We start from the raw sequence: 25,282 nt of genomic DNA on the forward strand, positions 1-25,282 counted from the left end.
GCGCGCTGTCCAGCATGCGTGCACGTCGCGGCCCGCACGTTGCCCGATCCGTCCTTCCCGAAACGAAAAAGCGGCGGGCGCCAGCCCACCGCTTCATGCCTTGCCAACCCTTTGCTGAACCGAGCGGCTCAGCCGTTCGCGGCATCGCCGTCGTCGGATTCTCCGGAAAAATCGTCCTCGAAGAAATTATCCGAGATCAGGCCGGCGTTCTGGCGGATTGCCGTCTCGATCTCGCGTCCCACCTCGGGATTTTCCTTGAGGAAGGTCCGCGCGTTCTCGCGGCCCTGGCCGAGACGCTGGCTGTTGTAGGAGAACCAGGAACCGGACTTCTCGACGATCCCGGCCTTGACGCCGAGGTCGATCAGTTCGCCGGTCTTGGAGACCCCCTCGCCATACATGATGTCGAACTCGACCACCTTGAGCGGCGGCGCCATCTTGTTCTTGACCACCTTGACGCGGGTCTGGTTGCCGATCGTCTCGTCGCGATCCTTGACCGAACCGATGCGGCGGATGTCGAGCCGCACGGAGGAATAGAATTTCAGCGCATTGCCGCCGGTCGTCGTTTCCGGCGAGCCGAACATCACACCGATCTTCATGCGGATCTGGTTGATGAAGATCACCATGCAGTTCGACCGCGAGATCGAGGCGGTCAGCTTCCTGAGCGCCTGGCTCATCAGGCGAGCCTGCAGGCCGGGGAGCGAATCGCCCATTTCGCCCTCGATCTCCGCGCGCGGTGTCAGCGCGGCGACCGAATCGACCACCAGAACATCGATCGCACCGGAACGCACCAGCGTGTCGGTGATCTCGAGCGCCTGTTCGCCGTTGTCGGGCTGGGAGATCAGAAGGTTTTCCAGATCGACACCGAGCTTGCGCGCATAAACCGGGTCGAGCGCGTGTTCGGCGTCGATGAAACCGGCGATGCCGCCGCGCTTCTGCGCCTCGGCCACCACATGCAGTGCGAGTGTCGTCTTGCCCGAGCTTTCCGGTCCGTAGACCTCGATGATCCGGCCCTTGGGCAGGCCGCCAACCCCAAGCGCGATGTCGAGGCCGAGCGAACCGGTCGGCACGGTCTCGATCTCCACAACCTGCTCGTTGGAACCGAGCTTCATGATCGAGCCCTTGCCGAACGCCCGCTCGATCTGCGAGAGCGCGGCGTCGAGAGCCTTGCTTTTGTCCACCGAATTGTCCTCTACAAGCCTGAGCGCGTTCTGTGCCATATGATCCACCTTTAGGTTATCCGCGACGGACAGGCAAACCCGCCCTGTGGACCTTTTGTACTCTATTTGTTCTCATGGCGCAAGCTGCGTTGAAGACGCTGTTTTATCATGGTTTTTGTAGGAATGTTTGATTTTTGTTCCGCATCTGGCTGCCGCGAGGTCACGCCTTTCCCGCTCCAGCCGACCCTGCATGTGCGGCCATGACGCGGATCCTCGTCATCGGCGGCGCGCATGTCGACCGGCGCGCCACGCTGTCCGGCCCGACCGAAATGCACGCGAGCAATCCGGGCACCTGGCGTGAAGAAACCGGCGGCGGCGCGTTCAATGCCACAAGGGCTCTTTCCCGTCTCGGCGCGGACGTTTGCCTCGTCGCTCCGCGCGGCGGCGATATCCATGGCGTAGCGGTCTCCGATGCCGCCGCCGCGGCAGGCATCGACGATCGGCCGATCACCTTTCTCGATCGTGCGACCCCGACCTATACCGCGATCCTTGACGAGCACGGCGACCTCGTCGTCGCGCTCGCGGACATGGCGCTCTATGACCTGTTCGGCCCGCGCCAGTTCGATCGGCGCTCCATGCGCGAGGCGATCGTCTCCGCCGATCACGTGCTGGTCGATGCGAACCTTCCTGCGCGCACGATCGAGCGCCTTGCCGCCCGATGCGGCGAATTCGGTCGCCCGCTCGCCGCCATTGCCATTTCGCCCGCCAAGGTCATGCGCCTTGAGGGCGTCCTGCCGTCGCTGTCCGTGCTGTTCTTGAATGAGCGCGAAGCGGCGGCGCTCGCCGACCGCGCCGCAGCAAGGCCTCAAGATTGGCCGGCAATCCTCCGTCAGTGCGGCCTTCGCGCCGGCATCGTGACGCGCGGTGCCATGCCCGCCATTGCCTTTGATGGCCACCAAGCCTGGATGGTGGAACCGCCCTTGCGGCAGCACGTCGTCGATGTGACGGGTGCGGGAGACGCGCTTGCGGCTGCCACCCTCGTCGGCCTCATTGCAGGCATGGCGCTGCCGCAGGCTCTGCGCCGCGGATGCGCGGCCGCCAGCCATGTCGTCGGCGCCGACACCTGCGCCCCGTCCGATCTATCACTCGAGCGGCTGGATGCTCTCCTGTCTGAAGTGCCGCCAGCCGTAGCGCTGGACGGAGCCCCCTTGTTGAGGACCATTGATCATGCATGAAAAACCGCGCGGCAGTCTGCCTTTGCAATTTTCACCTGCTGTTGAGGCCGCCCGGCGCGAGGGCCGGCCCATCGTTGCGCTGGAATCCACCATCATCACCCACGGCATGCCGTTTCCGGACAATCTCGCGATGGCGCGCGGCGTGGAGGATATCGTGCGCGAAGAGGGCGCGGAGCCGGCGACGATCGCGATTTTGGACGGGACCGTCCATGTCGGCCTCACCGACGACCAACTCGCGGCTCTCGCACGCGCCGAGGATGTGCTGAAGGTCTCTCGCGCCGATCTGGCGTTTGCCGTCGCCGAGGGCCGCAACGGCGCGACCACCGTCGCCGCGACGATGATCGTTGCCGCGCTTGCCGATATCTCCATCTTCGCAACGGGCGGGATCGGCGGCGTGCATCGCGGCGCCGAATCGAGCTTCGACATATCGGCCGATCTGGAGGAACTGGCCCGCACGCCCGTCCTGGTCGTCTGCGCCGGTGCCAAGGCGATCCTCGACATTCCCAAGACGCTGGAGGTGCTGGAAACGCGCGGCGTCCCGGTCGTCACCTTCGGCGCCGATCGCTTTCCCGCCTTCTGGTCGCGCGACAGCGGGCTCGGCAGCCCGCTTCGCCTCGACACTCCGGATGCCATCGCGCGTTTTTGCAGCACGCGGACAAAGCTCGGGCTGTCGGGCGGCGTGCTCGTTGCCAATCCGGTGCCCGAGGCAAACGAGATCGCGCGTGAAGAGATGGAGCGGCATATCGCCGAAGCGCTGCGCCGCGCCGAAGAGAAGGGCGTCGCCGGCAAGGCCGTGACACCGTTCCTGCTTGGGGCGATTTTCGAGATCACCGGTGGCGCGAGCCTTTCCACCAATGTCGCCCTCGTCAGGCACAATGCACGTCTCGCTGCGCGCATCGCCGTGGCCGTCGGCCCGAAGGATCGATCGGCCGGCGCGTGAAGCCGCGCCGGCCGGAGCGTCACGCTGCCCGTCAGCTCTGCTGGATCGGGACGATGCGGATTTCCACCCGGCGGTTTGCCGCGCGACCCTGCTCGGTGGCGTTGTCGGCGATCGGCTGGCTCTCGCCATAGCCCTGGGCATAGAAGCGGCGCGGGTCGAGACCCTGCCCGGTCAGGTACGACAGAACCGATCGGGCCCGCCGCTGCGACAGATCGAGGTTGTAGCTGTCCGAGCCGTCGCTGTCGGTGTGGCCATAAACGTCGACCAGCGTCTGGTCGAACTCGCGCAGCACCAGAACCACCGAATTGAGCGTCGGGTAGAAATTGGCCCGCACATCGGCTTGGTCCGTGTCGAAGGTCACGTTGGACGGCATGTTCAGGATGATGTTGTCGCCATTGCGGGTCACCGAGACGCCGGTGCCCTGAAGCTGCGCCCGCAGCTTGGCTTCCTGATTGTCCATGTAGCCACCGATGGCGCCGCCGGCCAGCGCGCCGACCCCGGCCCCGATCAGCGCATTGCGGCGATCGTCGCCGCCGGCAAGCAGGCCGAGGCCCGCGCCGGCCGCCGCACCGAGCGCTGCGCCGCCGGCCGTGTTGGAAAGCTGGCGCTGGCCCGTATAGGGGTCCGTCGTGCAACCGGCGAGCACGGCGCTTGCCATCAGGATCGCCGCGAGCTGCGGCTTTGCTGAAAATATCGTCATGGTGATTCCTCTCCGAATGATGGGCCTATTGGACTGGCCGCTGCGCTGGCGTCAACCGGGTCTTTCGCGGCAATTTTGTGGCGAAACCGGGCGGACCCCGATCCCCGCCCCTCATCCGTTGAGCGTGTCACGCACTGTCGTCGCAAGCTGCTTGAGCGAGAAGGGCTTGGGCAGGAACCCGAAGGTCGCATCGGCCGGCAGATTGCGCGCGAACGCTTCTTCCGCATAGCCCGAGACGAAAACGAACTTCAGGTCGGGATAGTCCTTGCGCAACTCGCGCAAGAGCGTCGGTCCATCCATCTCCGGCATCACCACGTCGGAGACCACGATGTCGACGGCCCCTTCCAGTTCCTCCATCACCTCCAACGCTTCCACGCCGGATGCCGCTTCGTGCACGGTATAGCCGCGCGTCTCCAGCATGCGCTTGCCCCCGCGCCGCACGGCTTCCTCGTCTTCGACCAGAAGCACGACGGCGCTGCCGGTCAGGTCCACCGGCTCCGTCGCCGCTTTGGACGTTTCGGCAGGCTTTGCCTTGACTTCCGTCAGGGCGACGGCGTCGGTTCCTGCATCCGGTTGCTCGGTCTCGACATGACGCGGAAGGAAGATCCGGAACGTCGTTCCCTGACCCACTTCGGAAATCGGGTAGATGTACCCGCCCGACTGCTTGATGATTCCATAGACCATGGAAAGGCCGAGCCCCGTGCCCTTGCCGACATCCTTGGTCGTGAAGAAGGGCTCGAAGATCTTGTCGAGGATGTCGGGGGCGATCCCCGTTCCCTCGTCGGCGACTTCGATCATCACATGGTCGGCTGCTTCGAGGCCGCGATAGTTCAGCGCCGCGACTGCGTCCTTTTCCATGTTGCGTGTGCGGATGGTGATCGTGCCGCCATCGGGCATCGCATCGCGGGCATTGACGGCAAGATTGATGAGCACCTGTTCGAACTGACCGAGATCGGTCATCACCGGCCACAGATCGCGCCCGTATTCGATATCCAGCTTCACATGCGTTCCCGTCAGACGGTCGATCAGCATGCGCAGGTCGCCGATCACATCCGTCATGTTGAGAACGCTCGGCCGCATCGTCTGCTTGCGCGAGAAGGCCAGCAGTTGGCGAACCAGCACCGCCGCGCGGTTAGCGTTGCGCTTGATTTCCATCAGGTCGGCGAAACTCGCATCAGACGGGCGCAGTGACAAAAGCAGATGGTCCGACGAAAGCAGGATCGCGGTCAGAACGTTGTTGAAGTCGTGCGCGATGCCCCCGGCCAGGGTCCCCACGGCATTCATCTTCTGGGTCTGGGCCATCTGCGCCTCGAGCGCCTTCTGCTCTGTCGTCTCGACGACGTAGATGATCGCCTCTTCCTCACGATCCTTGCCGTGGTCGATCACGGCATTGACGTAAAGCCGGAAATAACGCTCCGGATCGGAGGGATGGCGTGTGTCGACAGGCGGGATATCGCCTTGCCCGTCGCGCGCGTCGGCCAGTGCGAGCGCGAAGCCGGCATGGTCGCCCTCGTGCAGCACAGCGTCGAAGCGCGCGCCGCGGTCGAGGTCGTCGCGGGTCAGAAGTCCGGAGAAGACCTTGAGGAACGGCGCATTGGTCCGCAGGATCCTGCCGTCGCCATCGACGGAGGCGATCGCCATCGGCGTGTTGTCGAAAAAGCGGGTGAAGCGCATCTCCGCCGCGGCGGCCGAATAGTCGCCGCCGTCCGAGCCGCCGCGTGCCAGGACGATCGTCCGGCTTTCGCCCGGTGCCCCGTCGCGCGTCATCGACACCCGATGGACCAGGCGTACCGGCACGCTCTGCCCGTTCGTCTTCCGCAGATCGAGGTCGAGCGTGGCGGTCCGGTTGCGTCCGGGTTCGGCCTGAACCGAATCGATAAGGGCCATGCCTTCGCCGGCGATCAGATCGGCCGTCGTCATCGAGCCCGGGCGAAACTTGGTCAGGTCGATCGCCAGCCAGTCGGCCAGCGTCGCGTTGATATAGACGATCTCCCCGGTCTTGCCCGCGGAGAAGAAGCCGGCTGGCGCGTGGTCGAGATAGTCGATCGCGTGCTGGAGCTCCTTGAAGAACCGCTCCTGCTCCTCACGCTCGCGGGTCACATCGGTGATCTGCCAGGCCAGCAGCGCTTCCCGCTCGCCAGGCAGGAATGCCAGCGGGCGTCCGGCGAGCCGATACCAACGCCCCCCGGCCGCGCCGTTCGCATGCGGATTGAGGGCCCGCGTCAGGCGAAACTCTTCCTGCCCTGACTGGCCGTCGCGCAGAAGATTGGTCAATCGATAGACCGCCTCTGCCGCCTCCTTGTTGCGCGACAGCAGCGCCTCGACGGATTGCACATCCGTTGCCTTTTCCGCGCCGGTCAGCCGGCCATAGGCACGGTTGGCGTAGACCACCCGCCCCTTGCGGTCGGTGATCAGCATGCCTTCGCTCTGGCTGTCGATGACGCTCCGGCTGATCGGGTCGGCCTGCTGGTACGGCATCACCTGAACGAAGCCGATGACGGCCGATACGATGAAGAAGATGCCGATGAGCGCCAGGACGCCAAGCAGGCCAAGCACGAAACCCGGACTCATCCGATCGCCGAAACTGACGAAGGCGGCTGCGCATCCGATCAGTACGGCGGCCAGCACGATCAGCCTCACCACGCGTCGCGGTTGCGCCGATCGGTCGACGATCGGCGTCGGATAGGCCTGCCCCTTGATGTCTGCTGCCATCTCAATCCTCATGCGCCTGCGCTCGCCCGCCCCGTCGCGATCGCGGCAATCGCTTGGTTTGGACCATATTCACCCGGCCATGGAAAGCCCCAAAGCCATTCCTGGCCCGTCGGTTCACAGTCGGAGAACGATTCTCTTGGATTACCGCAAAATATCCATGTTCGAGGCTTACCGCGGCGTTTTCCGGCTGGTTAGATCGATACCGAGCGAATGGACATGAAACGATGGATGGATTTTTTGCCGGCATGCTGGATGAACGAGGCAGCGCCATGGTGACGGCGATTCTGGTCGTGGCGATCGCCCTTTTGGGGCTCGTCGTGGTCTTCTGGTTCATCAAGGCGCGCCGTGGCAGCGTCGGCGCCGGCACCCTCGGGCGAGGCCGGCGGGATCCTCGGCTTGCCGTTCTCGACACCGTTGCCGTCGACGCAAGACGGCGTCTCGTCCTTATAAAGCGCGATGATGTCGAACATCTTCTGTTGATCGGCGGCCCGAGCGATGTCGTCGTGGAAAGCCGGATCGGCCAGGGCGCAAGGGCCGCGCCGCCGGTCGTGCGCCCCAACGATACGATGCCGGTACGACCAGCCGAGCCGGATGACGATGAGACGGCCACGGTTCGCCATGCGCCGCCCGCCCGGCCTGCCGCTCCGCCGCCTGCGCAGCCGGCTATGCCAACAGCGGCTGCTGGCCCGGCCATCGCCGATCCCGCCGACATCCTCGAAGGTGCGCGTGGCCGCGTCCTTGGGGAACCGGAGCCTGCGCAGTTCCCGGCCGAGCGCTTTCAGCCGGCACAGCGCGCCGAGGCCTCGGGGGTCCAAGCCGGCAATCCATTCGATCAGGCGGATTTCGACGCCGTGCTGGACGCGGAGATGGCGCGCACGCTTGACCGTCCGGCCCTCACCCCGCAGCAGGGCGCAGCCGTCAGTGCGAAGCCGAAGCCGGCAGCCGCCGCGCCGCGCGTCGAAGCGCCATCGGCAGAATCAGCCGCACCTTCGTCCGACAAGGAAGGGTCTCTCGAAGAAGAGATGGCCAAGCTGCTCGGCGACATGACGGCAACGCGCCGCTGACCTGAGCCCGGCGGCCGTTCCCGCAGCCCGCCCTACTCGTCGCGGTAGACTTTCTCGCGCCGCTCGTGCCGTTCCTGCGCCTCGATCGACAAGGTCGCGATCGGCCGCGCGTCGAGGCGTTTCAGGCTGATCGGCTCGCCCGTCTCCTCGCAATAGCCGTAGGTTCCCTCGTCGATGCGCTGCAAGGCGGCGTCGATCTTGGAGATCAGCTTGCGTTGACGGTCCCTGGCGCGAAGTTCGATTGCCCGGTCCGTTTCCGACGACGCTCGGTCGGCGATATCGGCGTGGTTGGCATTTTCTTCTGCCAGATTGTCCAGCGTCTCGCGCGCCTCGCGCAAGATGTCGTTGCGCCAGGCATTGAGCTTTGCGCGGAAATAGGCCCGCTGCTTGACGTTCATGAATTCCTCGTCCTCGGAGGGGACGTAGGATGATAGATCGATCTTCTCGCCCACCGCGAATCTCCCGAAACAGCACGGTCGAGCGGTGTATATCCACTGACCAATGCGCGGGCAAGAGATATTGGTTGTGACGGGTTTCACATTGCTGTGCGAACCAATGCGCATAAGCCGCTCAAAACATGACATATATTTTCGAATGTTCTCATGAAGGCATGCATCTGCACGACTGCCATGCGCGCGGCTGACCCGTCGCGTTTGGCGCGCTTTCCGCCCCGTACACCAGCGCAAATTTCAGCCAGAGCGCGAAATTTCATGCCTCACCAGGCCCGATTGCCCCGGACCGATCGTCCGGTGTGATCGAATGTCCGATTGCGGGCCGACCCAGGACGACCTATCGCTTGCGCCATGGACACCGCGAACATTTCCCGCATCTTTCTGCTGCGCCACGCGCGATCCGGCTGGGCCGCGCCGGGCATGCGCGATTTCGATCGTGTGCTCGATGAGACGGGGCGCCGCGAGGCCGAGCGCATCGCCATCGCCATGGCGCTCAATGGATTTGCACCCTCCCTCGTCCTTTGCTCACCGGCGCGCCGCTGCACGCAGACATGGGAAATCGTCCGTCTCAAGGTCGCAGCCGAGCGAACTGAATATGTCGACGGGCTCTATGGCGAGGACGGGGCATCCTACGTCGATATCCTGGCCGAGCAGAGCGATCCGGGGCCGATCCTCATCGTCGGCCACAATCCCATGATGGAAGAGACGGCGCAGGATCTGCTGGCACGCGGCCCGGCCGCGCAGATGCGCCCGCTTCGCGCTGGCTTTCCGACGGCCGCGCTCGCGGTCATCGACATCGACGGGCCGTTCGCAAGGGCCGCCGCGGGGCCATGCCGGCTCGCCGCCTTCCTCACGCCCGATGACGTTTGATCCGATCCTGCGACGTGGGGGTTTTTTCAACGCCCGGCGCGGCCTATATCGAGCATCGACCGTCCCTGTCCGAAAGGCCCATCATTGGCGCGTTCGCTGACCAGCCTGACCGACGAAGCGCGCATCGCGCTCGACAACATCGCCGATCGCGCCTCCGGGCTGATCCATCCCTCGGTCCGCTTTGGCGTTACCGGCCTGTCGCGCGCCGGCAAGACGGTCTTCATCACCGCGCTTGTCCACAATCTCCTGCATGGCGGCCGCCTTCCGCTGTTCGACGCGCACCACAGCGGGCGAATCGCGCGCAGCTATCTGGAGCCCCAGCCTGACGACGAGGTGCCCCGCTTCCAGTACGAGGACCACGTCAAGGCATTGGTCGAGGAACGCCTCTGGCCTGATTCCACCCGCGCCATTTCGCAGCTTCGTCTGACGGTCGAGTTCGAAACCGCCAGCGGCTGGAACCGCATGCTGTCGGCCGGAAAGCTGTCGATCGATATCGTCGATTATCCGGGCGAATGGCTGCTCGACCTGCCATTGCTCGGTCAGGATTTTCGCGAGTTCAGCGCCCGCGCCGTGGAACTGGCACGATCGTCGGCGCGTGCCGACCTGTCAGCCGCCTGGATGGAGCGCGCGCAGGCCATCGATCCGGGCGCGAAGGCCGACGAAACCGATGCGCGCGAACTGGCTGCCCTGTTTGCCGCCTATCTCAAGGCCTGCAAGGCCGACGAGCGGGCGCTATCCACTCTGCCGCCGGGCCGGTTCATCATGCCCGGCGATCTGGAAGGCTCGCCGGCGCTCACCTTTTCTCCGCTTCCCGATCTGCCGGCGACAGGCGCTGCCCCGAAGGGCTCGCTCTGGGCGATGATGGAAAGGCGCTTCGAAAGCTACAAGCAGATCGTCGTCAAGCCGTTCTTCCGCGAGCATTTCGCGAGGCTCGACAAGCAGATCGTGCTGGTCGACGTGCTTCAGGCGATGAATGCCGGCCCAGACGCGGTTCAGGATCTCGAACGGGCGCTCGCCGATATCCTGTCCTGCTTTCGAACAGGGCGAAACTCGCTTTTGACCGCGCTCTTCACCCGGCGCATCGGCCGGGTTCTGATCGGCGCCACGAAGGCAGACCACCTTCACCATGAAAGCCACGACAGGCTGGAGGCGATGGTCGCACGGCTCGTCGACCGCGCCGCGGGCCGGATCCAGTATTCCGGCGCCGGCCTGGAGGTCATGGCGCTGGCCGCCGTCCGCGCCACGCGCGAGGCCACTGTCGAGCGCTCTGGAGAAGCCCTGCCCGTCATCGTCGGCACGCCCATCAGAGGCGAGAGGATCGACGGCCAGACCTTCGACGGCGAAACCAAAACAGCCATATTTCCCGGTGACTTGCCGGACGATCCGGATTCGATCTTTAAAGACCTTGAATCGCGGTCTGCACACCGGCCTTTGACCGACATCAACTTCGTCCGGTTCCGTCCGCCACGCATCGAGCGAACGGCCGAAGGCATGACGCTCTCGCTGCCTCACATCCGCCTCGACCGGGCGCTGCAGTTTCTCTTCGGGGACGATCTGGCATGAATGATCGGCGCCACAATGGTGACAATCCGCGTCGGCCGGCGGTCTTCCACATGGAGGATGATCGGCAGTCTTCACAAAGCGAGCCCGCCCAGCCCGCCACCGCGCGCCGACCGGCCGCGCTGCCTGCCGAGACCATCACGCTGGATGAGACCGACCCGTTCGCGCCGCCCCCGCCTGCGCACGAAGGCGATGGCGATATCGATGCGCTAACGCCGCCGCCTGCGGTGCCGCGGCCGCGGGGCTTTCCCTTCGCCAAGCTTGCACTCGGCGCATTCTCCGTCCTCCTGTCGCTCGCCATCGGCCTGTGGACCGATCAGTTGATCCGCGATCTCTTCGCCCGCAACGATTGGCTCGGATATCTGGCGATCGGCACGGTCACGATCTTCCTGCTGTCCCTGCTCGTTGCGGTCCTGCGCGAGGTGATCGCGTTGATGCGGCTTTCCGCCGTCCAGAAGCTCAAGGACGAGGCAGAGACAGCCCGGATGGACCGAAGGCCGGCGCGAGCCCGCCGTGTCGTCAAGCAGCTTGTCACCCTCACCCGCGATGCGCCGGAAACCGCGCGCGGCCGCGCCGCGATCGCCGACATGGATGAGGAAATCGTCGATGCACCGCATCTCATTTCCTTTGCCGAGCGAGAACTGCTGGCCCCGCTCGACCAGCGCGCCCGCCGGCTCATTCTCAACGCCTCCAAGCGCGTTTCCATCGTCACGGCGGTCTCGCCTCGTGCGGTCGTGGACCTTGCCTACGTCCTTTACGAGAGCGTCCGCCTCGTCCGCGCCATGGCCACACTCTACGGCGGCCGGCCGGGCGCGGTCGGCCTCATCCGGCTTTTCCGCGATGTGATCGCCCATCTCGCCGTCACCAGTTCCATTGCCGTCGGCGACAGCCTCATTCAGCAGGTCGTCGGCCACGGCGTCGCTTCGCGTCTGTCCTCCCGGCTTGGCGAGGGCGTCATAAACGGACTGATGACCGCCCGCATCGGCATCGCCGCAATGGATCTGTGTCGCCCGCTCGCCTTCCACGCCGTCCGGCGGCCCGGCATCGGTGACTTCCTGGGTGAACTTTCGCGCATCGGTGACAACACACCGAACGAAGAGAAGAATTCCGGGCGAAATCGTCGCTGACGCAGTACGGCTGAAACCGTCTGTTAACCATTCTCGCCGATCCTCGACGCGTCTTCCTAGTTCGCAGTCAGGACCGCTCAATGGGCATGAAGCACCGCATATTCCTCGCCGTCCTCAGTGCATCGGTGATGTTGGGCATGAATGCCCCGAACGCGCTGGCCGACGACCGGGCGTTCTTCCAGAGCGTTGCCGGCGTGTGGACCGGACCTGGCGAGATCGTGGCCGGCAAATACAAGGGCACCAAGTTCAACTGCCAGCTGACGGGCAACCCTCTTCAGGCCGCTTCGGCCGGCGTCACGCTGGATGGCTCCTGTCGTGTCGGCGTTTTCAGTCAGCCCATGACCGCCGTGATCCGTCAGAGCGCAAGCGGCTACGAGGGACGTTTCCTCGATGGCGCCGCGGGCGAAGGGCTCGACGTCGTGTCCGGGCGTGTGGAGCCCGATCGCGTCATCATGGGCATCACGCGAAAGGCACTCGAAGGCGCCATGGTGGCCCGGCTGACCGACGATCACGCAATGAACGTCACGGTCTCAGTCAAGGTCGGCGAAACCATGGTGCCGGTCATCGGCATGTCGCTGCAGCGCGACCTGGATTCGATCGCCGTCGGCTCGATCCGCTAGAAAGCGCGAAGCTCAGGCGCGCCACCAGTCGCCATCCTGAATGCGCTCGATCCCCTCGTCATCGGCGTGTCGCGCGAGGTCCGCGACCGCCCGCCCGTCAATCTGAAGATCCGGCGCGATCTCGGCGAGCGGCACGAGGACGAAGGCCCGCTCGGCAATTCTTGGATGGGGCAGGATGAGGTCCTCGCTCGCAAGCGTCACCCCGTCGTACCACAACAGATCCAGATCGATCGTGCGCGGCCCCCAGCGCTCGCCGCTGCGTCTGTCGCGCTTCAATGCGCGCTCGGTGTCGAGGAGCAGCCCGAGAAGGTCTTCGGGCGCAACGCTCGTCTCGATCATGGCACAGGCATTGTAGAAAAAGGCCTGGTCCGTCTTTCCCCACGGCGGTGTGCGATAAAGACCCGATACGCGGACGACGGCGATGCCGTCGGCCGCTTCAAGCTGCGTCAGGGCCGACCGCATCGTCGCGGACACGTCGCCGATATTGCCGCCAAGCCCGATAGCGACCCGGTGCGGGCCGCTATCCGCGCGCGTCATGGTCCACCGTCACCTCGACGTAATCGAGCACGCCGGGAACCGGCGCATTCGGTTTGCGGATCGTGATCCGGGCATGGGCGATCTGCGGGAACTTGGCGCTCAGCGCCAGCGCCACTTCCCGCGCCAGCGCCTCGATGAGGAACCGCCGCTTGCCGGTCACAATACGCTCGATCTCCTGGAACGCGACGCCGTAATCCACCGTCTTGTCGATCGAATCGAGCGCCAGCGCATCGCCCGGATCGACCGTCAGTTCCGCATCGACGAAAAAGCGCTGGCCGAGGAATTCCTCCTCGTCATGCACGCCATGGCGGGCGAAGAACGCGCAGTTCTTGAGCAGGATGCGATAGGGCATGGCTCAGGTCCGCTGCTGAACGGGAGTCGCGGCGAGCATAGCATCGGCGATCGCCAGCGCGTCCCGGCTCTTTGCGACATCGTGGACACGGAAAACGGCCGCACCCGCCGCCCTCATCAAAGCCGTCGTTGCGGCCGTGGCAACATCCCGCTCCTCTGCCTCACGCCCCGTCGCATGGCCGATGAAGCGTTTGCGCGAGGCGCCGACAAGCAGCGGATGGCCAAGTGCGTGCAATTCGCCGAGCCGCGCCATCAACGCGAAGTTCTCGTCCGGGTCCTTGGCGAACCCGAACCCCGGATCGAGCACGATCTGCGCCGGATCGATGCCGGCCCGGCGCGCGATTGCCAGCGACTGCGTGAGGAACGCCCGCTGGTCGGCGATGACGTCGGCCAGCCGTTCCCGTTCCCGGCCGGTATGCATGATGCACAGTCCGGCCCCTGTTTGCGCGGCAAGCGACGCCATGGCGCCGTCCCTCGTCAGCCCCCAGACATCGTTGATGATGTGCGCGCCGCGCTCCACCGCCAGGCGCGCCGTGTCGGCCCGGTAGGTGTCGACGGAGATGAGAACGTCGCTGCGCGCGGCGAGCGCCTCGATGACAGGCAGCACGCGCGCCTGTTCGCATGCCGCATCCACAGGCGCCGCGCCGGGGCGCGTGGACTCGCCACCGATGTCGACGATCGACGCACCATCATCCGCCATCGCAAGCGCTGCGTCGACGGCATCGCCGGCCCCATCGAATCGCCCGCCGTCGGAGAAGGAATCCGGCGTGACATTGACGATGCCCATCAGGTGACCGCGTGCACCGAGATCAAGATGCCGGCCATGGCCGACCATCCACACCCGCGCGGCGGGAAAAGCAACCGCAGATTGCATGACGTCTTCGGGTGCGGATGATGGCATTGTTCGAACTCCCGGCGCTTTGCGATGCCCGCGTTTCAACGTTGTGAGGTCGCACGTGGCATTTTCAAGCGAGTGTGACTTTGGCGCTGTTGCATCGGGCAAGCCTATGGCGCAAGCTCTGCGACAGTGCAACCGAGGCGGGCTGATATGTCGTTTTTCGCAAAGACCGCGCTGGTCGGCCTCGCTATGATGTTTGCCGCGCCCGCTGGCATGGCCTCGGCTGAAACCATCATCACCAAATCCTTTGCCTACTTCCCGGTCAAGGGCGATACGGCTGCCGATCTCGATGAGGCGCTGCTGAGCGCCGGACCGATGGTCAAGGGCACCGGCGCGCGCCATCCCGGCGCCACCGAGATGAAGTTCGGCGGTTCCGTCACCTATGCCGAGCACGACAATCGTTGCGGCATCGACTCCGCGCGCATCACGCTCGACACCAAGATCATCCTGCCGCGCTGGACCCAGCGTCGCCGCGCCGACTTCGACCTTGCGCTGATCTGGGACACGCTGGCCGGCGACATCAAGCGGCATGAGGAACGCCACGCCGAGATCGCACGCCAGTATGCCCGCCAGCTCGAACGGACGATCGAGGAGTTGCGGCCGGAGCGCGATTGCGCGCTGATGGAAGCGGAAGTCGCCCGTGTGACGGATGAAATCCTCATCGAGCACGACGAAGATCAGGCGCGATTCGACCGGGTCGAATCGATCAACTTCGAAAAGCGCATGGTCCGCCTTCTCGAATATCGCCTTCAGCAGCTCAAATCACGGTAAGATGCGATTGTTAGATTGCTTCAAGAAACACACAGAAGCGCTTCAATCGATTCCAGAAAAAGCCGCGAGCTGGCACAGCTCGCCCAGGGTTTTCCCCAGACTGAAACCCGATAAAACAATCTGTGACTTCTTGGAGTGGCGCATCGGCGCGTCATCGCTTACCATTTCAGTCATGGAATCGGTAGCGTGAGCGTAGATTGACTCTCTGTGGCCTCCCTGGCGCATTCGGTTTGACGGGGCGTTCCTTCCACCCGGTTTTCGATGCGCACACCTGCACCCCGCTGCGGCACGCACATGCAAGGCAGCGGGGGCTTTTTTTGTGAGCGGGGCAGAGTCTATTTGACGCCGAGCTTCTTCTGCAGGCTGGTCGAGGACGTCGTGTACTGAAACACGACCTTCGCTTCGGGATGCGCGATCTTCTTGGCGGCATGCGCCATCAGCGCCGCCTCGTGGAAGCCCGACAGGATCAGCTTGAGCTTGCCCGGATACCAGTTGATGTCGCCGATGGCGAAGATGCCCGGCACGCTGGTCTGGAACTTCTCCGTATCGACGGTGATCAGGTTCTCATGAAGATTGAGGCCCCAGTCGGCGATCGGCCCGAGTTTCATCGTCAGTCCGAAGAACGGCAGCAGGCGCGTTGCCTTGACCTCGACTTCACCGTCCGGCCCCTTCACCGTCGCGGCCTCGATCTGCCCATCCGCACCGGACAGCCCGGTCACCTGGCCGATCTCGAAATTCAGGTCGCCCTTTTCCTGCATCGCGAACATCTTGTTGACGCTGTCTGGCGCGGCGCGGAACTCCGGCCTGCGGTGGACGAGCGTCAGCGAGCGTGCCAGCGGCTGGAGGTTGAGCGTCCAGTCGAGCGCCGAATCCCCACCACCGACGATCAGGACGTCATGGTCACGGAATTCCTCCATGCGGCGCACGGAATAAAAGACGCTTTTGTCCTCATAGGCCTCGATCCCGGGAATCGGCGGACGCTTGGGCTGGAACGAGCCGCCACCGGCCGCGATGACGACGATCTTGGCGTGGAAGACCTCGTTCTCGTCCGTCTCCACCTCGAAGCGCCCATCCTCGAGCTTCTTGAGGCTCTGGACCATGCGATTGAAATGGAACTCGGGGTGAAACGGCTTGATCTGCTCCATCAGGCGCTCGGTCAGCCCGGCGCCGGAGATCTCCGGCCATGCCGGAATGTCATAGATGGGCTTTTCGGGATAGAGCTCGGCGCATTGGCCGCCGGGCCGGTCGAGAATGTCGATCAGATGGCACCTCAGATCGTAGAGCCCGAGTTCGAACACCGCGAAGAGGCCCACCGGCCCTGCCCCGATGATGACGACATCCGTTTCAATCACATTTCGCATTCCTGAACCTTCCGGCGTTCAAGGCGCGGCGACGCGCCGTCTCGCAATGTTGTGCGTGCGTGCCGGCTTTTACTCCGCGCGGCCGGCGGCATCAAAGGTCAACCATTCCCGTCTTCCCGCCGGAGGGAGAAAATCCATCCGCCGGAACGACGGCCGTTTGACGGCGAAGCGCCGCTCAGGCCTGCCGCTCGGGCACGGATACGATCAGCCCGTCCAGCGCGTCGCTGACACGGATCTGGCAGGACAGCCGCGAGGTCGGGCGCACGTCGTAGGCGAAGTCGAGCATGTCCTCTTCCATCGCCTCCGGCTCGCCAACGGCTTCCTTCCACGCTTCGTGGACATAGACGTGGCAGGTCGCGCAGGCGCAAGCGCCCCCGCATTCCGCCTCGATACCCGGAACGGCATTGCGCACGGCGTTTTCCATCACCGTCGAGCCGTTTTCGGCCTCAAGCTCGTAGCGGGTACCATCATTTGCGACGATGGTGATCTTGGTCATTCAGCAACACTCCGCGCCCGGTAGCGGTCCGCGCGGGTTCGGCCCGGCGCGGCTCTCATTCTGGCGTCGAGTTAAAGAGTGAGGCGCGAATGTCAAGCAGCAGCGGCCGAGGAGCCGGCGCCGGCAGGCCGATCAGCGTGAAAGGCGCAGCAGGAAATTCTCGACCTCGACCACCGCGCGGGCGAGCGCCTCGACATGCGCTTCGCTCTCCGGTTCGGATTCGAGCGCGGCTGCCCGGTCGGCGAGCGTGAAGGCGCCGACGCCGCGCGCCGAGCCCTTCAGCATATGAGCAAGCCCCGCCCTGTCGCTGCCGCTGCGCTCGATCGCCCGCGTGCATTCGCGCACCTGCCGGATGAAGAGCTGCAGCACTTCGGCTTCCAGTTCCTTGTTGCCCATCGTCTGGCGCGAGAAATGTTCGAGGTCAATGGGACGCCGGCAATCGGCGACGCGCTGGCGGCATTCGGGCCGGTTGAAGGCGATGGGCAAGGCTTGCATGAGCGTGTTCAATCTTGATCTGTTTCGTTATGGGCAGGTTACACCGCGCAAACCAGCCAGCATTTTAACGCTGGCGTGGCAATTGCACGAAAACTTCGCGGCATGGTTAACGCCGGGTAAATAAGAAAAATTTGCGGCATTATCCGTCCGAAATGTTAAAATTCCACGTCTTACTTCGTGACGTCAGTGTGGACGGAAATGCGACACGAATTGTCTCAGTGCCGCGTTTGTGCCACTACGATACGGGTTTACTGCCCGTGTACCTCCTTGTTCGACCACCGGTTTTTTGAAGGGCTGGGGACCGTTGGATCGGATCGGGGATTGAAGGATGCACGATGCGTTCGCTGCAGACGATGATCGTTTGAAGTGCTGAGTAACGAGGCGTTGGAAGATTATGGCGAAGAAAACGGCGGCCAGTGAGTCCATCGATGATCAGGCATTCCAGGCCCTGGAGGATGCCCTGAAGATCGATTTCGACAGCGAGGACGAGCGTGCAATCCTTGATGAAATGTCTTTCGAGGAACTTGAGACCCAGGTCTCGCATGCCGCGCGTGAGCTTGCCGAGGCCGATCGCGAGGCCCAGCAAAGCCGCATTGCCGTCGGCCAGAGCGCCCCATTGGCACCACCGGCACGCTCGCGCGCCGCAGCAATCGGCGCCGCTTTCAGGAACCCGGCCGCCTCGCCGGCCGAGCGCGGTGAGCGCATGAACGCGCGGACCGAACAGACAGCCGAAGCCAGGCCAGCCGAGCAGCGTGCGCATGCGCCCGCCGCAACGCCCTTTGCTCCCGCCAACGACGACGCAAGGCGTCCGACCGCGTTCGTCTTGAAAAGCTTCGAGGCACCGCGGCCGCGCGGCCACATGCGCACGGCCATGCTGATGGCCGCGGGCTGGGTCGTCGGCGCGTTCGCCGTCGCGCATCTTCTCTATTCGCCCGCGATCTGGCAGATTCGCTCCCTCGGCGACCTGATGGCCATGCCGTCGGCCGTGGTGCTCCTGATTGCCACCATCGTCCCGATCATGATGTTCTTCGGTTTCGGCGTGATGATGTCGCGTGCGCAGGAGATGCGCTCTGCGGCCCGTTCCATGGCCGAGATCGCCATGCGCCTCTCCGAACCCGAGAACATCGCGTCCGAGCGCATCACCAGTGTCGGCCAGGCTGTGCGCCGCGAAGTCTCGGCGATGAACGAGGGGATCGAGCGCACCATCGCGCGGGCATCCGAGCTCGAAACGCTGGTCCATTCCGAGGTCAACGCGCTCGAGCGTTCCTATTCCGACAACGAGATGCGCATCCGCTCGCTCGTGCATGAGCTTGGCACCGAGCGCGACGCCATCGTCAGCCACGCAGAGCGTGTCCGCGCTTCCATTTCCGGCGCGCACGAACAGCTCAAGGACGAGTTGTCGTCGGCTGGCGATGAAATCTCCACCCGCATCGCAACGTCCGGCGATGCCGTTGCGCGCCTTCTGGAAACGCGCGTCTCGACGCTGACGACCAATGCCGACGCCGCCACCCGCTCGCTCGACGAGATGCTGACGTCGCGCACCGAGGCGATGCTGACGACCTTGACCGGTTCGAGCGAAACGCTGTCGAAGGAGTTCGACGGGCGAATGGACGCATTGGACCATCAGCTCGTCATGCGCGGCGAAGCGTTGCTCGCCCAGTTCGAGACACGCGCCTCGACGCTCGACAACAACACCGAGCGGCTGAACGAGGCACTCAACGAGCGCGCCCGCCAGCTCAACGACACGCTGATCGCCCGCACCCGCGAAATCTCCGAGAGCCTCAAGGTCGGCGAGGAAGCCATCGCCCGCGGTCTCGACGACGTCATCGGATCGCTCAATGCCTCGCTCGACGAAAAAGGCGCCACCTTCCGTCAGACGCTGAAATCCAGCGTCGACGACGCGATCGTCGATCTCGATCTGCGTTCCGGCTTCTTCGAGGAGAAGCTGCAGGCAACCGTCGGCTTTCTCAATACGGCCTTCGACGACCGTGTCGCCGAATTCACCACCGCCTTCGATGCCCGCTCCGGTCAGCTCGACGGAAAGCTATCCGACAGCCTGGCACGCATCAACCAGACCCTCGCCGGCAGCACCGAAGCCATGGACGGCATCCTGTCGTCGAGCCTTGACCGCATCACGGCTGCACTCGGGGAACGGTCCGAGGCCATGTCCGGCATGCTCGACAATGCCCATCAGCGCATGAGCGGCACGCTGGCGGCCCAAAGCGCGGCGATTGCCGGTGCCTTGAGCGAACAGAACGAGACGCTGGCCACCAATCTCGAACATGGCCATGCCCGCATCGCCGAAACGCTCGGCGAGAAGAGCGGTGCCATCGAGCGCACGCTGACCGAGCGCGGCGATGCATTCGCCGGCCGCATCGAGGCCGTTCACGAACGCCTGTCCGCCACCATCGAGGACAAGAGCAGCGCCATCGACAAGACCCTCACCGAGCGTGGCGATGCGTTCGCGGGCCGCATCGAGGGTGCGCATGAACGCCTCGCCTTCACCATCGATGAGCGTGGCGCTTCGATCGAACGCGCGCTTGCCGAGCGTGAGGAAAGCATTTCCGGCCGTCTCGATCTGGCCCATGAACGCCTTGCCGGCACGTTGGAAGACAAGAGCGGCGCGATCGAACGCACGCTCAGCGAGCGCGGCGACGCCTTCGCCGGCCGCATTGATGCAGCGCACGAGCGCCTCTCCGTGACGCTGGACGAGCGCGGCGGCCGCCTGGAATCGACGCTGGCCGATCGGGGCGACGCCCTCGCCGGTCGCATCGAAGCCGCCAACGAGAAACTCGGCGAAAAGCTGTTCGACAGCAGCACCGCGCTCGAAGCCACGCTCTCCATTCGTGGTGACGAACTGGCCGGCAAGCTGGAAGACGCCCATTCGCGGATCGCAACGACCCTGGCGACGCAAGGCGCGGTCATCGGCAATACCCTCTCCGAGCGCCACGGCGCCATGGAACGGGCATTGTCGGAAAAGGCTGACAACCTGGCAGGCGCCCTTTCTGTCGGCGCGATGCGCATAGAGATCGCCCTTCAGGATGGCGCCAACGGCGTGACCCGCTCGCTCGACGACAGCACGCGCCGCTTCGAAGAGACGATCGATCAGCGCGCCAATACGCTCGGCTCCCTGGTTGACGGCAGTGCCGAACGCATCGACGCCCGCCTTCACGCGGCGGAGACCCGCCTCACCGGCCGGCTGGAAGAGACCGACCGCCTGATCGGGGAATCGGTCGAGGGACGCGTTGCATCGATCGAGAACGCGATCTCCGGTGGTGCCGAGCGGATTGAGAACGCCTTCGGCAATCGCGCCGGGGAGTTCGAAGCGATGATGACATCCGGTGCCGACCGCATCGAGATGACCATCCGCACCGCGAGCGATGGCGTCGGCGACCGGCTCGACGAAACGACGAGCCACCTCGCCCAGACCCTGCATCGCGGAACCTCGGCCATAGACGAAGCGCTGAGTGGCGGCGTCGGTCGCTTCGACAGCGCGTTCGGCAACCGCGCCGGCGAACTGGAAGCGATCATCGGCGGCGGTGCGGAGCGTATCGATGTGAGCCTGCGCGATGCAACGACGGGCTTTAACGAGCGCCTCGACAAGACCACGCTGGAGATCACCGGCGCACTCGGCGAGCGCGCCGGTGAGCTGGAATCGATCATCGGCGGCGGTGCGGAGCGTATCGACGCAAGCCTGCGCGACGCCTCGACCGGCTTCAACGAACGTCTCGACCGGACCACGCAGGAGATCACCGGCGCACTTGGCGAGCGCGCCGGGGAGTTGGAATCGATCATCGGCGGCGGGGCCCAGCGCATCGACGCAAGCCTGCGCGACGCCTCGACCGGCTTCAACGAACGTCTCGACCGGACCACGTTGGAGATCACCGGCGCACTTGGCGAGCGCGCCGGAGAGCTGGAATCGATTATCGGCGGCGGGGCCCAGCGCATCGACGCAAGCCTGCGCGACGCCTCGACCGGCTTCAACGAACGCCTCGACCGGACCACGCAGGAGATCACCGGCACGCTCGGCGAGCGCGGCGCAGCCATCGATGCCGCCCTGTCCGGCGGTCTGGAATCGATCGATCGCACGCTGTCCACCCGCGCCGTTGAACTGGAAGCCGCGATCACATCCGGCGCAGACCGCCTGAACGACACGATCCAGTCCGCCAGCGAGCCGATCCGTAGTGGCTTTGCCGACAGTGCCCGCCATCTGGAAGAGACGCTTGCCCGCCGCTCGGAGGATTTCGAGATCAAGGCCGGACAGGCTGCCGAACGGCTGGCCGAGACGCTGGACACCCGCTCCGGTCAGATCGAGGAGCGCTTCGGCACGATGGACGCGGCCCTCAATGTCGGGTTGCAGAACGTCAGCCGGACCATCGAGACCCAGGCCGGCGGTTTCGCGGCGAAACTGCGCGACGCGGTTGCCGAAGCATCGAGCGACCTTGGCACGGAAGCTTCGAAAGCCAGCGACACGCTGTCCGGTGTCGGCGACGCCTTTGCTGATCGCCTCGGCCGTCAGAGTGAAGAATTCGCCCGCACGCTGGACGAGCGCCTGTCGCAGCGCACAGATGAGATCACCGAGCGCGTCAGCGAGATGACGGGCCTGATCGATCGCTCGCGCGCGCTCTTCGGTGAAAAGGCCGACGCGATCGCCGACACGGTTCGCAGCACGGGCGTCCTGCTCGGTGAGCAGTCCGACGATCTGACCCGCCGCCTGACGGCGCAAGCCGAAGCCTTGACCAGCAAGTTGTCCGAGCAGTCAGACGCCATCGGCGGCAAGCTGTCGGAAACGGAAAAGGCGCTCCATGCGCGCAACGAAGCCATCCGTGCCACGCTCGACGAGCGTACGCGCGAACTCAATTCGATGCTCGCCAGCCGTTCCAGCGAACTCTCGCGCCTGATCGACGAACAGGCCCGTCCGCTGGTCGACGAGTTCGCCCGCACCACCAGCGGCGCAGCCGAGGAGATCGGTCGCTCGGGCGCGGATTTCGCCTCCCGAGTGGAAGCCGTCACCCGCGACAGCCGCGACAAGCTGCGCGCGGAGAACGCGGCGCTTGTCGAAGCGCTCAACGCGCGCACCAGCGAGACGTTGTCGGCTGTCGAGACGGTGGAATCCAGTCTCAAGGACAACGTCATGGCGTTGATCGACCGGCTGGCCGAAAGCAATGCCGCGATTTCGACCGTCGTCGGCGAAGCCTCGGAAAACCTCGGTGCCGTCGATCGCCGCCTCAGCGAGACGACGGAAAGCTTCTCCGGTTCGGCCGAGAAGGCAGCCTCCATGGTGGCCAGTTCGACCCGGTTGCTTGAAGGCAATGTCGAAAAGCTCGACACCATCGCCTCCAGCACGCTTTCCCAGGTCGGACAGATCGCGCATCGCTTCGACGAGCACTCCCGTGTCCTGTCGTCGGCGTCCGACCTCCTCGGTGCGGCCCAGTCCAACCTCGCCAACACGCTGGAAGAGCGGCGCGAGGCGCTGGAACGCCTCTCCGTCGGCCTCGTCGGACGTTCCGAGCAGATCGAGGCGACGATGCGGTCGCTGGAAGACATCGTCGAAAAAGCCTTCGCCAAGGCGACGGCAAAGGCCGACAGCACGGCATCGCGCCTCTCCGGCGGTCTTGGCGGCTCGCTTGACGAGATCGGCAAGCTTCTGTCGGATGCCGAAAGCCGTTCCACCGGCGTTGCCGAGAGCGTGCGCGCGGCGGTCAAGGAAGCCGTCGAGGATGCCGTCGGCCGTTTCGGCGGTGCGACGGAGGAAATCCGCAAATCGGCCGCCGACATCCGCAAGGAGCTTGGCGCAACCCGCGAAGAGCTGAAGCGCGGCGCATTCGACCTGCCGGAAGAAACCCGCAGCAGCGCCGCGGCGATGCGCCAGGCGGTCGCTGAGCAGATCCAGGCACTGAAGGACCTGTCACGCATCGTCGAGGCTTCCGACCGGGCGACGGATCTTGCCGGGAGCAGCGGTACGCTGGCGAAAACCGCTGCCGCCGCGCCTGCCGCTTCGCCGGCCCGGCCGCAACCCCAGCCGCAGCAGGCACAACAGGCAGCTCCCGCCCCGCTGCGCGGCACGATCGAACCGTCCGCGGCCCCGAAAGCAGCCCCGCTGCAGGGTGGCGGATGGGTCAGCGACCTTCTGCGCGGCGCAGCCTCGCGCGAGGAAGGCGACGAGCCCGCCTTGAGCGAAGCGCGCGGTGAAGGCGAGCGCAGCCGCCAGCCGCAGCCCGCACAGCCCGTGCGGACCGCCGATGGGCGCAATCCCCGTCACGTCGTGGAGTCGCTCAATTCGCTGTCCGTCGATATCGCCCGTGCCATCGACCACGAGGCGTCGGTCGAATTGTGGCGGCGCTACCAGCGCGGCGAGCGTGATGTCTTCACGCGCAAGCTCTACACGCTGAAGGGCCAGCAGACCTTCGACAACATTCGTGACAAATACGCCCGCGAGCAGGAGTTCCGCACTGCCGTCGACCGTTACATTTCCGATTTCGAGAAATTGCTGGCCGACGTCTCGCGCAATGACCGCGACAACATGATGACGCAGACCTATCTGACGTCCGACACCGGCAAGGTCTACACGATGCTCGCCCACGCCGCCGGCCGTTTCAGCTGATCGCAAGGCAACCCCGCGGGCTTGACTGCCCGCGGGGTTCTTCGTTTGATCGCGAGATCCTCACACTGATGCCTTGCGCTCAGACCTTCGATATGAAAACCTGTGGGTGTCTGAAACAGGTTAGGTCGGTGCGGTTGGCCCGGCCCCCGCGAATGCGGGTCCTTCCGTCGCAGCGCGACGGCCCAAGACTCGAACGCCCGCGCAATCGTGCGCCGGCGAATGAGAGGCTTGGTCATGAAACAGCAGATATCCGTCGTCACCCTTGGCACCGCCGACCTCAGCCGGTCGCGTGAATTCTACGTCGAAGGCTTCGGCTGGAAACCGATATTCGAGAACGAGGAGATCGTCTTTTATCAGATGAACGGCTTCGTGCTCGGCACCTTCGCGACGTCGGCGCTCGCCGCTGACATGAATCGCACGGACCTGACGACCCGCAGCGCATTCGCGCTCGGCCATAATGTTCCTGCCAGGGAAGATGTGCCGCTCGTCATTGAGCAACTGATCGCAGCGGGAGGCCGTCTGCTGCGCAAGGCCGATTCGCCCCCGCATGGCGGCGTGCGGGGCTATGTGGAGGACCCTGACGGCCACGCCTGGGAAATCGCGTGGAACCCGGCCTGGGCGATCGACGACGACGGCCACGTCACGTTCGGTCTCTGAAACCCCGTTTCACCCTGGCAGAAGCGGTCGACCTGCGCGGTCCTGACGTCTGATCAGATCGTGCCCATCACCCAGGGCACGATCTCGGCGACGACACCGGTGAAGGCATTGTCGAGCGCGCGGACATAGGCCTCGTTCTCCGTGCCGTTGAGAGCGGCACTGCCGGTGAAGACCCGTTGCGCCACGACGACGCCGTTGCGGTCGTTGATGATCTTGACCGAAAGTTCGATGTTGGCGACGCCCTGATAGGAGACGACCTCGAAGGTACGGATCGTCGGCACGACCTGGAAGTCGATCGCCAGCCCCTCGCCCGAACGCCCGACACCGCCGACCTCTCCGGTATTCTCGAAGGCCTCGATGAGCTTGGCCTGGACAAGCCGCGGCAGCCGGTCGTTCCACTGGGAATCGGCCAGATACTGCACCGCCGACTCCGACGTGCGGATCACCACCTGTTCGCTGTCGAGCAGCTTGAGGGCGATCGGCTCGACCACCAGGAGTTGACGGTTGCGCGCCGACGGCACGGCGGGAACCGCAGGCTCGTTGCTCAGCGAGAACGTATCGGTCGTCACGCCGCCGCCCGGAAAACCGGCACAGCCCGTGAGCAAGGCAACCAGGGCTGCCGTGGCAAGAACCCGCTTCAGCAATGCACGTCCCCTTCTTCATTCTCCCGTCGTC

Annotated in this window: 21 protein-coding genes; 10 read left to right on the top strand and 11 right to left on the bottom strand. The window is 64.9% G+C overall.

The genetic code is table 11. From position 1 onward, the window contains the following. Positions 1-128: 128 nt before the first annotated feature. A complete protein-coding gene (gene recA / locus CN673_RS12480; protein ID WP_099866646.1) occupies positions 129-1,217 on the bottom strand; it encodes a recombinase RecA in 1,089 nt (362 codons plus the stop codon). A gap of 200 nt (positions 1,218-1,417) precedes the next feature. On the opposite strand from recA, the gene CN673_RS12485 reads away from it, so the two are divergent. Continuing rightward, positions 1,418-2,392: a carbohydrate kinase family protein gene (locus CN673_RS12485; protein WP_099866648.1), complete on the top strand. Its 975-nt coding sequence runs from the start codon at positions 1,418-1,420 to the stop codon at positions 2,390-2,392. Next, positions 2,385-3,332, top strand: a complete 948-nt coding sequence (locus CN673_RS12490; RefSeq protein ID WP_099866650.1) for a pseudouridine-5'-phosphate glycosidase — start codon at positions 2,385-2,387, stop codon at positions 3,330-3,332. The genes CN673_RS12485 and CN673_RS12490 overlap by 8 nt, the downstream gene beginning before the upstream one ends. Positions 3,333-3,363: 31 nt before the next feature. Here the strand turns inward: CN673_RS12490 and CN673_RS12495 are convergent, their stop codons facing one another. Further along, positions 3,364-3,990, bottom strand: coding sequence for a YiaD family glycine zipper/OmpA-like lipoprotein (locus CN673_RS12495; RefSeq protein WP_370853040.1), 627 nt, complete (start codon positions 3,988-3,990; stop codon positions 3,364-3,366). Between the two features lie 153 nt (positions 3,991-4,143). Then, on the bottom strand, positions 4,144-6,744 hold the full coding sequence (gene cckA, locus CN673_RS12500) for a cell cycle histidine kinase CckA (protein ID WP_099866653.1): 2,601 nt from the start codon (positions 6,742-6,744) through the stop codon (positions 4,144-4,146). A 224-nt stretch (positions 6,745-6,968) separates the two neighbouring features. Between cckA and CN673_RS12505 the strand changes: the two genes are divergently transcribed. After that, entirely contained in the window at positions 6,969-7,808 is an 840-nt protein-coding gene (locus CN673_RS12505; RefSeq protein ID WP_245409891.1) for a flagellar biosynthetic protein FliO, read from the top strand. Positions 7,809-7,840: 32 nt separating this feature from the next. On the opposite strand, the gene dksA is transcribed toward CN673_RS12505, so the two are convergent. Next, positions 7,841-8,260, bottom strand: a complete 420-nt coding sequence (dksA, locus tag CN673_RS12510; protein ID WP_099866655.1) for an RNA polymerase-binding protein DksA — start codon at positions 8,258-8,260, stop codon at positions 7,841-7,843. Between the two features lie 351 nt (positions 8,261-8,611). Here dksA and CN673_RS12515 point away from each other — a divergent pair, with 351 nt between their 5' ends. The 4 genes from CN673_RS12515 to CN673_RS12530 all read left to right on the top strand — a co-directional run bounded on the left by CN673_RS12515 (position 8,612) and on the right by CN673_RS12530 (position 12,437). Beyond that, the gene (locus tag CN673_RS12515) at positions 8,612-9,130 is read left to right on the top strand and encodes a SixA phosphatase family protein (protein ID WP_099866657.1); all 519 of its coding nucleotides are present in this window, start codon (positions 8,612-8,614) and stop codon (positions 9,128-9,130) included. A gap of 84 nt (positions 9,131-9,214) precedes the next feature. Next, positions 9,215-10,693 carry a YcjX family GTP-binding protein gene (locus tag CN673_RS12520; protein WP_099866658.1) on the top strand — a complete coding sequence of 493 codons (1,479 nt, stop codon included), beginning with the start codon at positions 9,215-9,217 and terminating at the stop codon, positions 10,691-10,693. Then, positions 10,690-11,817 carry a YcjF family protein gene (locus tag CN673_RS12525; RefSeq protein ID WP_099866660.1) on the top strand — a complete coding sequence of 376 codons (1,128 nt, stop codon included), beginning with the start codon at positions 10,690-10,692 and terminating at the stop codon, positions 11,815-11,817. Before CN673_RS12520 ends, CN673_RS12525 begins: the two co-directional genes overlap by 4 nt. 128 nt (positions 11,818-11,945) lie before the next feature. After that, entirely contained in the window at positions 11,946-12,437 is a 492-nt protein-coding gene (locus CN673_RS12530; protein ID WP_245409906.1) for a hypothetical protein, read from the top strand. A gap of 12 nt (positions 12,438-12,449) precedes the next feature. On the opposite strand, the gene folK is transcribed toward CN673_RS12530, so the two are convergent. From folK to folP, 3 genes are read right to left on the bottom strand one after another with little or no spacing between them, the layout of a single operon-like run. Beyond that, the gene (gene folK, locus CN673_RS12535; RefSeq protein WP_099866662.1) at positions 12,450-12,974 is read right to left on the bottom strand and encodes a 2-amino-4-hydroxy-6-hydroxymethyldihydropteridine diphosphokinase; all 525 of its coding nucleotides are present in this window, start codon (positions 12,972-12,974) and stop codon (positions 12,450-12,452) included. Continuing rightward, on the bottom strand, positions 12,958-13,326 hold the full coding sequence (gene folB / locus CN673_RS12540; protein ID WP_099866664.1) for a dihydroneopterin aldolase: 369 nt from the start codon (positions 13,324-13,326) through the stop codon (positions 12,958-12,960). The genes folK and folB overlap by 17 nt, the downstream gene beginning before the upstream one ends. 3 nt (positions 13,327-13,329) lie before the next feature. After that, a complete protein-coding gene (folP, locus tag CN673_RS12545) occupies positions 13,330-14,199 on the bottom strand; it encodes a dihydropteroate synthase (RefSeq protein ID WP_099866886.1) in 870 nt (289 codons plus the stop codon). Between the two features lie 174 nt (positions 14,200-14,373). Between folP and CN673_RS12550 the strand changes: the two genes are divergently transcribed. Continuing rightward, positions 14,374-14,994 (top strand): DUF922 domain-containing Zn-dependent protease, encoded by a 621-nt coding sequence (locus CN673_RS12550; RefSeq protein ID WP_099866666.1) that lies wholly within the window; start codon positions 14,374-14,376, stop codon positions 14,992-14,994. Positions 14,995-15,329: 335 nt separating this feature from the next. Here CN673_RS12550 and CN673_RS12560 read toward each other — a convergent pair whose 3' ends face one another. The 3 genes from CN673_RS12560 to CN673_RS12570 form a co-directional block, all read right to left on the bottom strand. Further along, positions 15,330-16,355 (bottom strand): NAD(P)/FAD-dependent oxidoreductase, encoded by a 1,026-nt coding sequence (locus CN673_RS12560; RefSeq protein ID WP_099866669.1) that lies wholly within the window; start codon positions 16,353-16,355, stop codon positions 15,330-15,332. Positions 16,356-16,530: 175 nt separating this feature from the next. After that, positions 16,531-16,851, bottom strand: coding sequence for a 2Fe-2S iron-sulfur cluster-binding protein (locus CN673_RS12565; protein WP_099866671.1), 321 nt, complete (start codon positions 16,849-16,851; stop codon positions 16,531-16,533). A gap of 132 nt (positions 16,852-16,983) precedes the next feature. Beyond that, complete coding sequence (locus tag CN673_RS12570) at positions 16,984-17,346, bottom strand: Hpt domain-containing protein (protein WP_099866673.1); 363 nt, start codon at positions 17,344-17,346, stop codon at positions 16,984-16,986. 394 nt (positions 17,347-17,740) lie between these two features. On the opposite strand from CN673_RS12570, the gene CN673_RS12575 reads away from it, so the two are divergent. Beyond that, positions 17,741-23,950: an apolipoprotein A-IV repeat region-like domain-containing protein gene (locus CN673_RS12575; RefSeq protein ID WP_099866675.1), complete on the top strand. Its 6,210-nt coding sequence runs from the start codon at positions 17,741-17,743 to the stop codon at positions 23,948-23,950. Between the two features lie 234 nt (positions 23,951-24,184). Beyond that, positions 24,185-24,607 carry a VOC family protein gene (locus tag CN673_RS12580; protein ID WP_099866676.1) on the top strand — a complete coding sequence of 141 codons (423 nt, stop codon included), beginning with the start codon at positions 24,185-24,187 and terminating at the stop codon, positions 24,605-24,607. Between the two features lie 53 nt (positions 24,608-24,660). On the opposite strand, the gene CN673_RS12585 is transcribed toward CN673_RS12580, so the two are convergent. Next, positions 24,661-25,251: an ABC-type transport auxiliary lipoprotein family protein gene (locus CN673_RS12585; RefSeq protein ID WP_099866678.1), complete on the bottom strand. Its 591-nt coding sequence runs from the start codon at positions 25,249-25,251 to the stop codon at positions 24,661-24,663. Positions 25,252-25,282 lie beyond the last annotated feature (31 nt).

The sequence above is a fragment of the Neopararhizobium haloflavum genome, from assembly GCF_002750855.1.
Classification (GTDB): Bacteria; Pseudomonadota; Alphaproteobacteria; order Rhizobiales; family Rhizobiaceae; genus Georhizobium; species Georhizobium haloflavum.

What these genes read in the sequence shown, in the direction of transcription:
- recA (WP_099866646.1), bottom strand. Translation starts at nt 1,217, where the DNA reads ATGGCACAGAACGCGCTCAGGCTTGTAGAGGACAATTCGGTGGACAAA.
- CN673_RS12580 (WP_099866676.1), top strand. Translation starts at nt 24,185, where the DNA reads ATGAAACAGCAGATATCCGTCGTCACCCTTGGCACCGCCGACCTCAGC.
- CN673_RS12495 (WP_370853040.1), bottom strand. Translation starts at nt 3,990, where the DNA reads ATGGCAAGCGCCGTGCTCGCCGGTTGCACGACGGACCCCTATACGGGC.
- CN673_RS12490 (WP_099866650.1), top strand. Translation starts at nt 2,385, where the DNA reads ATGCATGAAAAACCGCGCGGCAGTCTGCCTTTGCAATTTTCACCTGCT.
- CN673_RS12570 (WP_099866673.1), bottom strand. Translation starts at nt 17,346, where the DNA reads ATGCAAGCCTTGCCCATCGCCTTCAACCGGCCCGAATGCCGCCAGCGC.
- CN673_RS12565 (WP_099866671.1), bottom strand. Translation starts at nt 16,851, where the DNA reads ATGACCAAGATCACCATCGTCGCAAATGATGGTACCCGCTACGAGCTT.
- folK (WP_099866662.1), bottom strand. Translation starts at nt 12,974, where the DNA reads ATGACGCGCGCGGATAGCGGCCCGCACCGGGTCGCTATCGGGCTTGGC.
- CN673_RS12560 (WP_099866669.1), bottom strand. Translation starts at nt 16,355, where the DNA reads ATGCGAAATGTGATTGAAACGGATGTCGTCATCATCGGGGCAGGGCCG.
- CN673_RS12515 (WP_099866657.1), top strand. Translation starts at nt 8,612, where the DNA reads ATGGACACCGCGAACATTTCCCGCATCTTTCTGCTGCGCCACGCGCGA.
- CN673_RS12485 (WP_099866648.1), top strand. Translation starts at nt 1,418, where the DNA reads ATGACGCGGATCCTCGTCATCGGCGGCGCGCATGTCGACCGGCGCGCC.
- CN673_RS12530 (WP_245409906.1), top strand. Translation starts at nt 11,946, where the DNA reads ATGTTGGGCATGAATGCCCCGAACGCGCTGGCCGACGACCGGGCGTTC.
- folP (WP_099866886.1), bottom strand. Translation starts at nt 14,199, where the DNA reads ATGCAATCTGCGGTTGCTTTTCCCGCCGCGCGGGTGTGGATGGTCGGC.
- CN673_RS12575 (WP_099866675.1), top strand. Translation starts at nt 17,741, where the DNA reads ATGGCGAAGAAAACGGCGGCCAGTGAGTCCATCGATGATCAGGCATTC.
- folB (WP_099866664.1), bottom strand. Translation starts at nt 13,326, where the DNA reads ATGCCCTATCGCATCCTGCTCAAGAACTGCGCGTTCTTCGCCCGCCAT.
- cckA (WP_099866653.1), bottom strand. Translation starts at nt 6,744, where the DNA reads ATGGCAGCAGACATCAAGGGGCAGGCCTATCCGACGCCGATCGTCGAC.
- CN673_RS12525 (WP_099866660.1), top strand. Translation starts at nt 10,690, where the DNA reads ATGAATGATCGGCGCCACAATGGTGACAATCCGCGTCGGCCGGCGGTC.
- CN673_RS12505 (WP_245409891.1), top strand. Translation starts at nt 6,969, where the DNA reads ATGGATGGATTTTTTGCCGGCATGCTGGATGAACGAGGCAGCGCCATG.
- CN673_RS12550 (WP_099866666.1), top strand. Translation starts at nt 14,374, where the DNA reads ATGTCGTTTTTCGCAAAGACCGCGCTGGTCGGCCTCGCTATGATGTTT.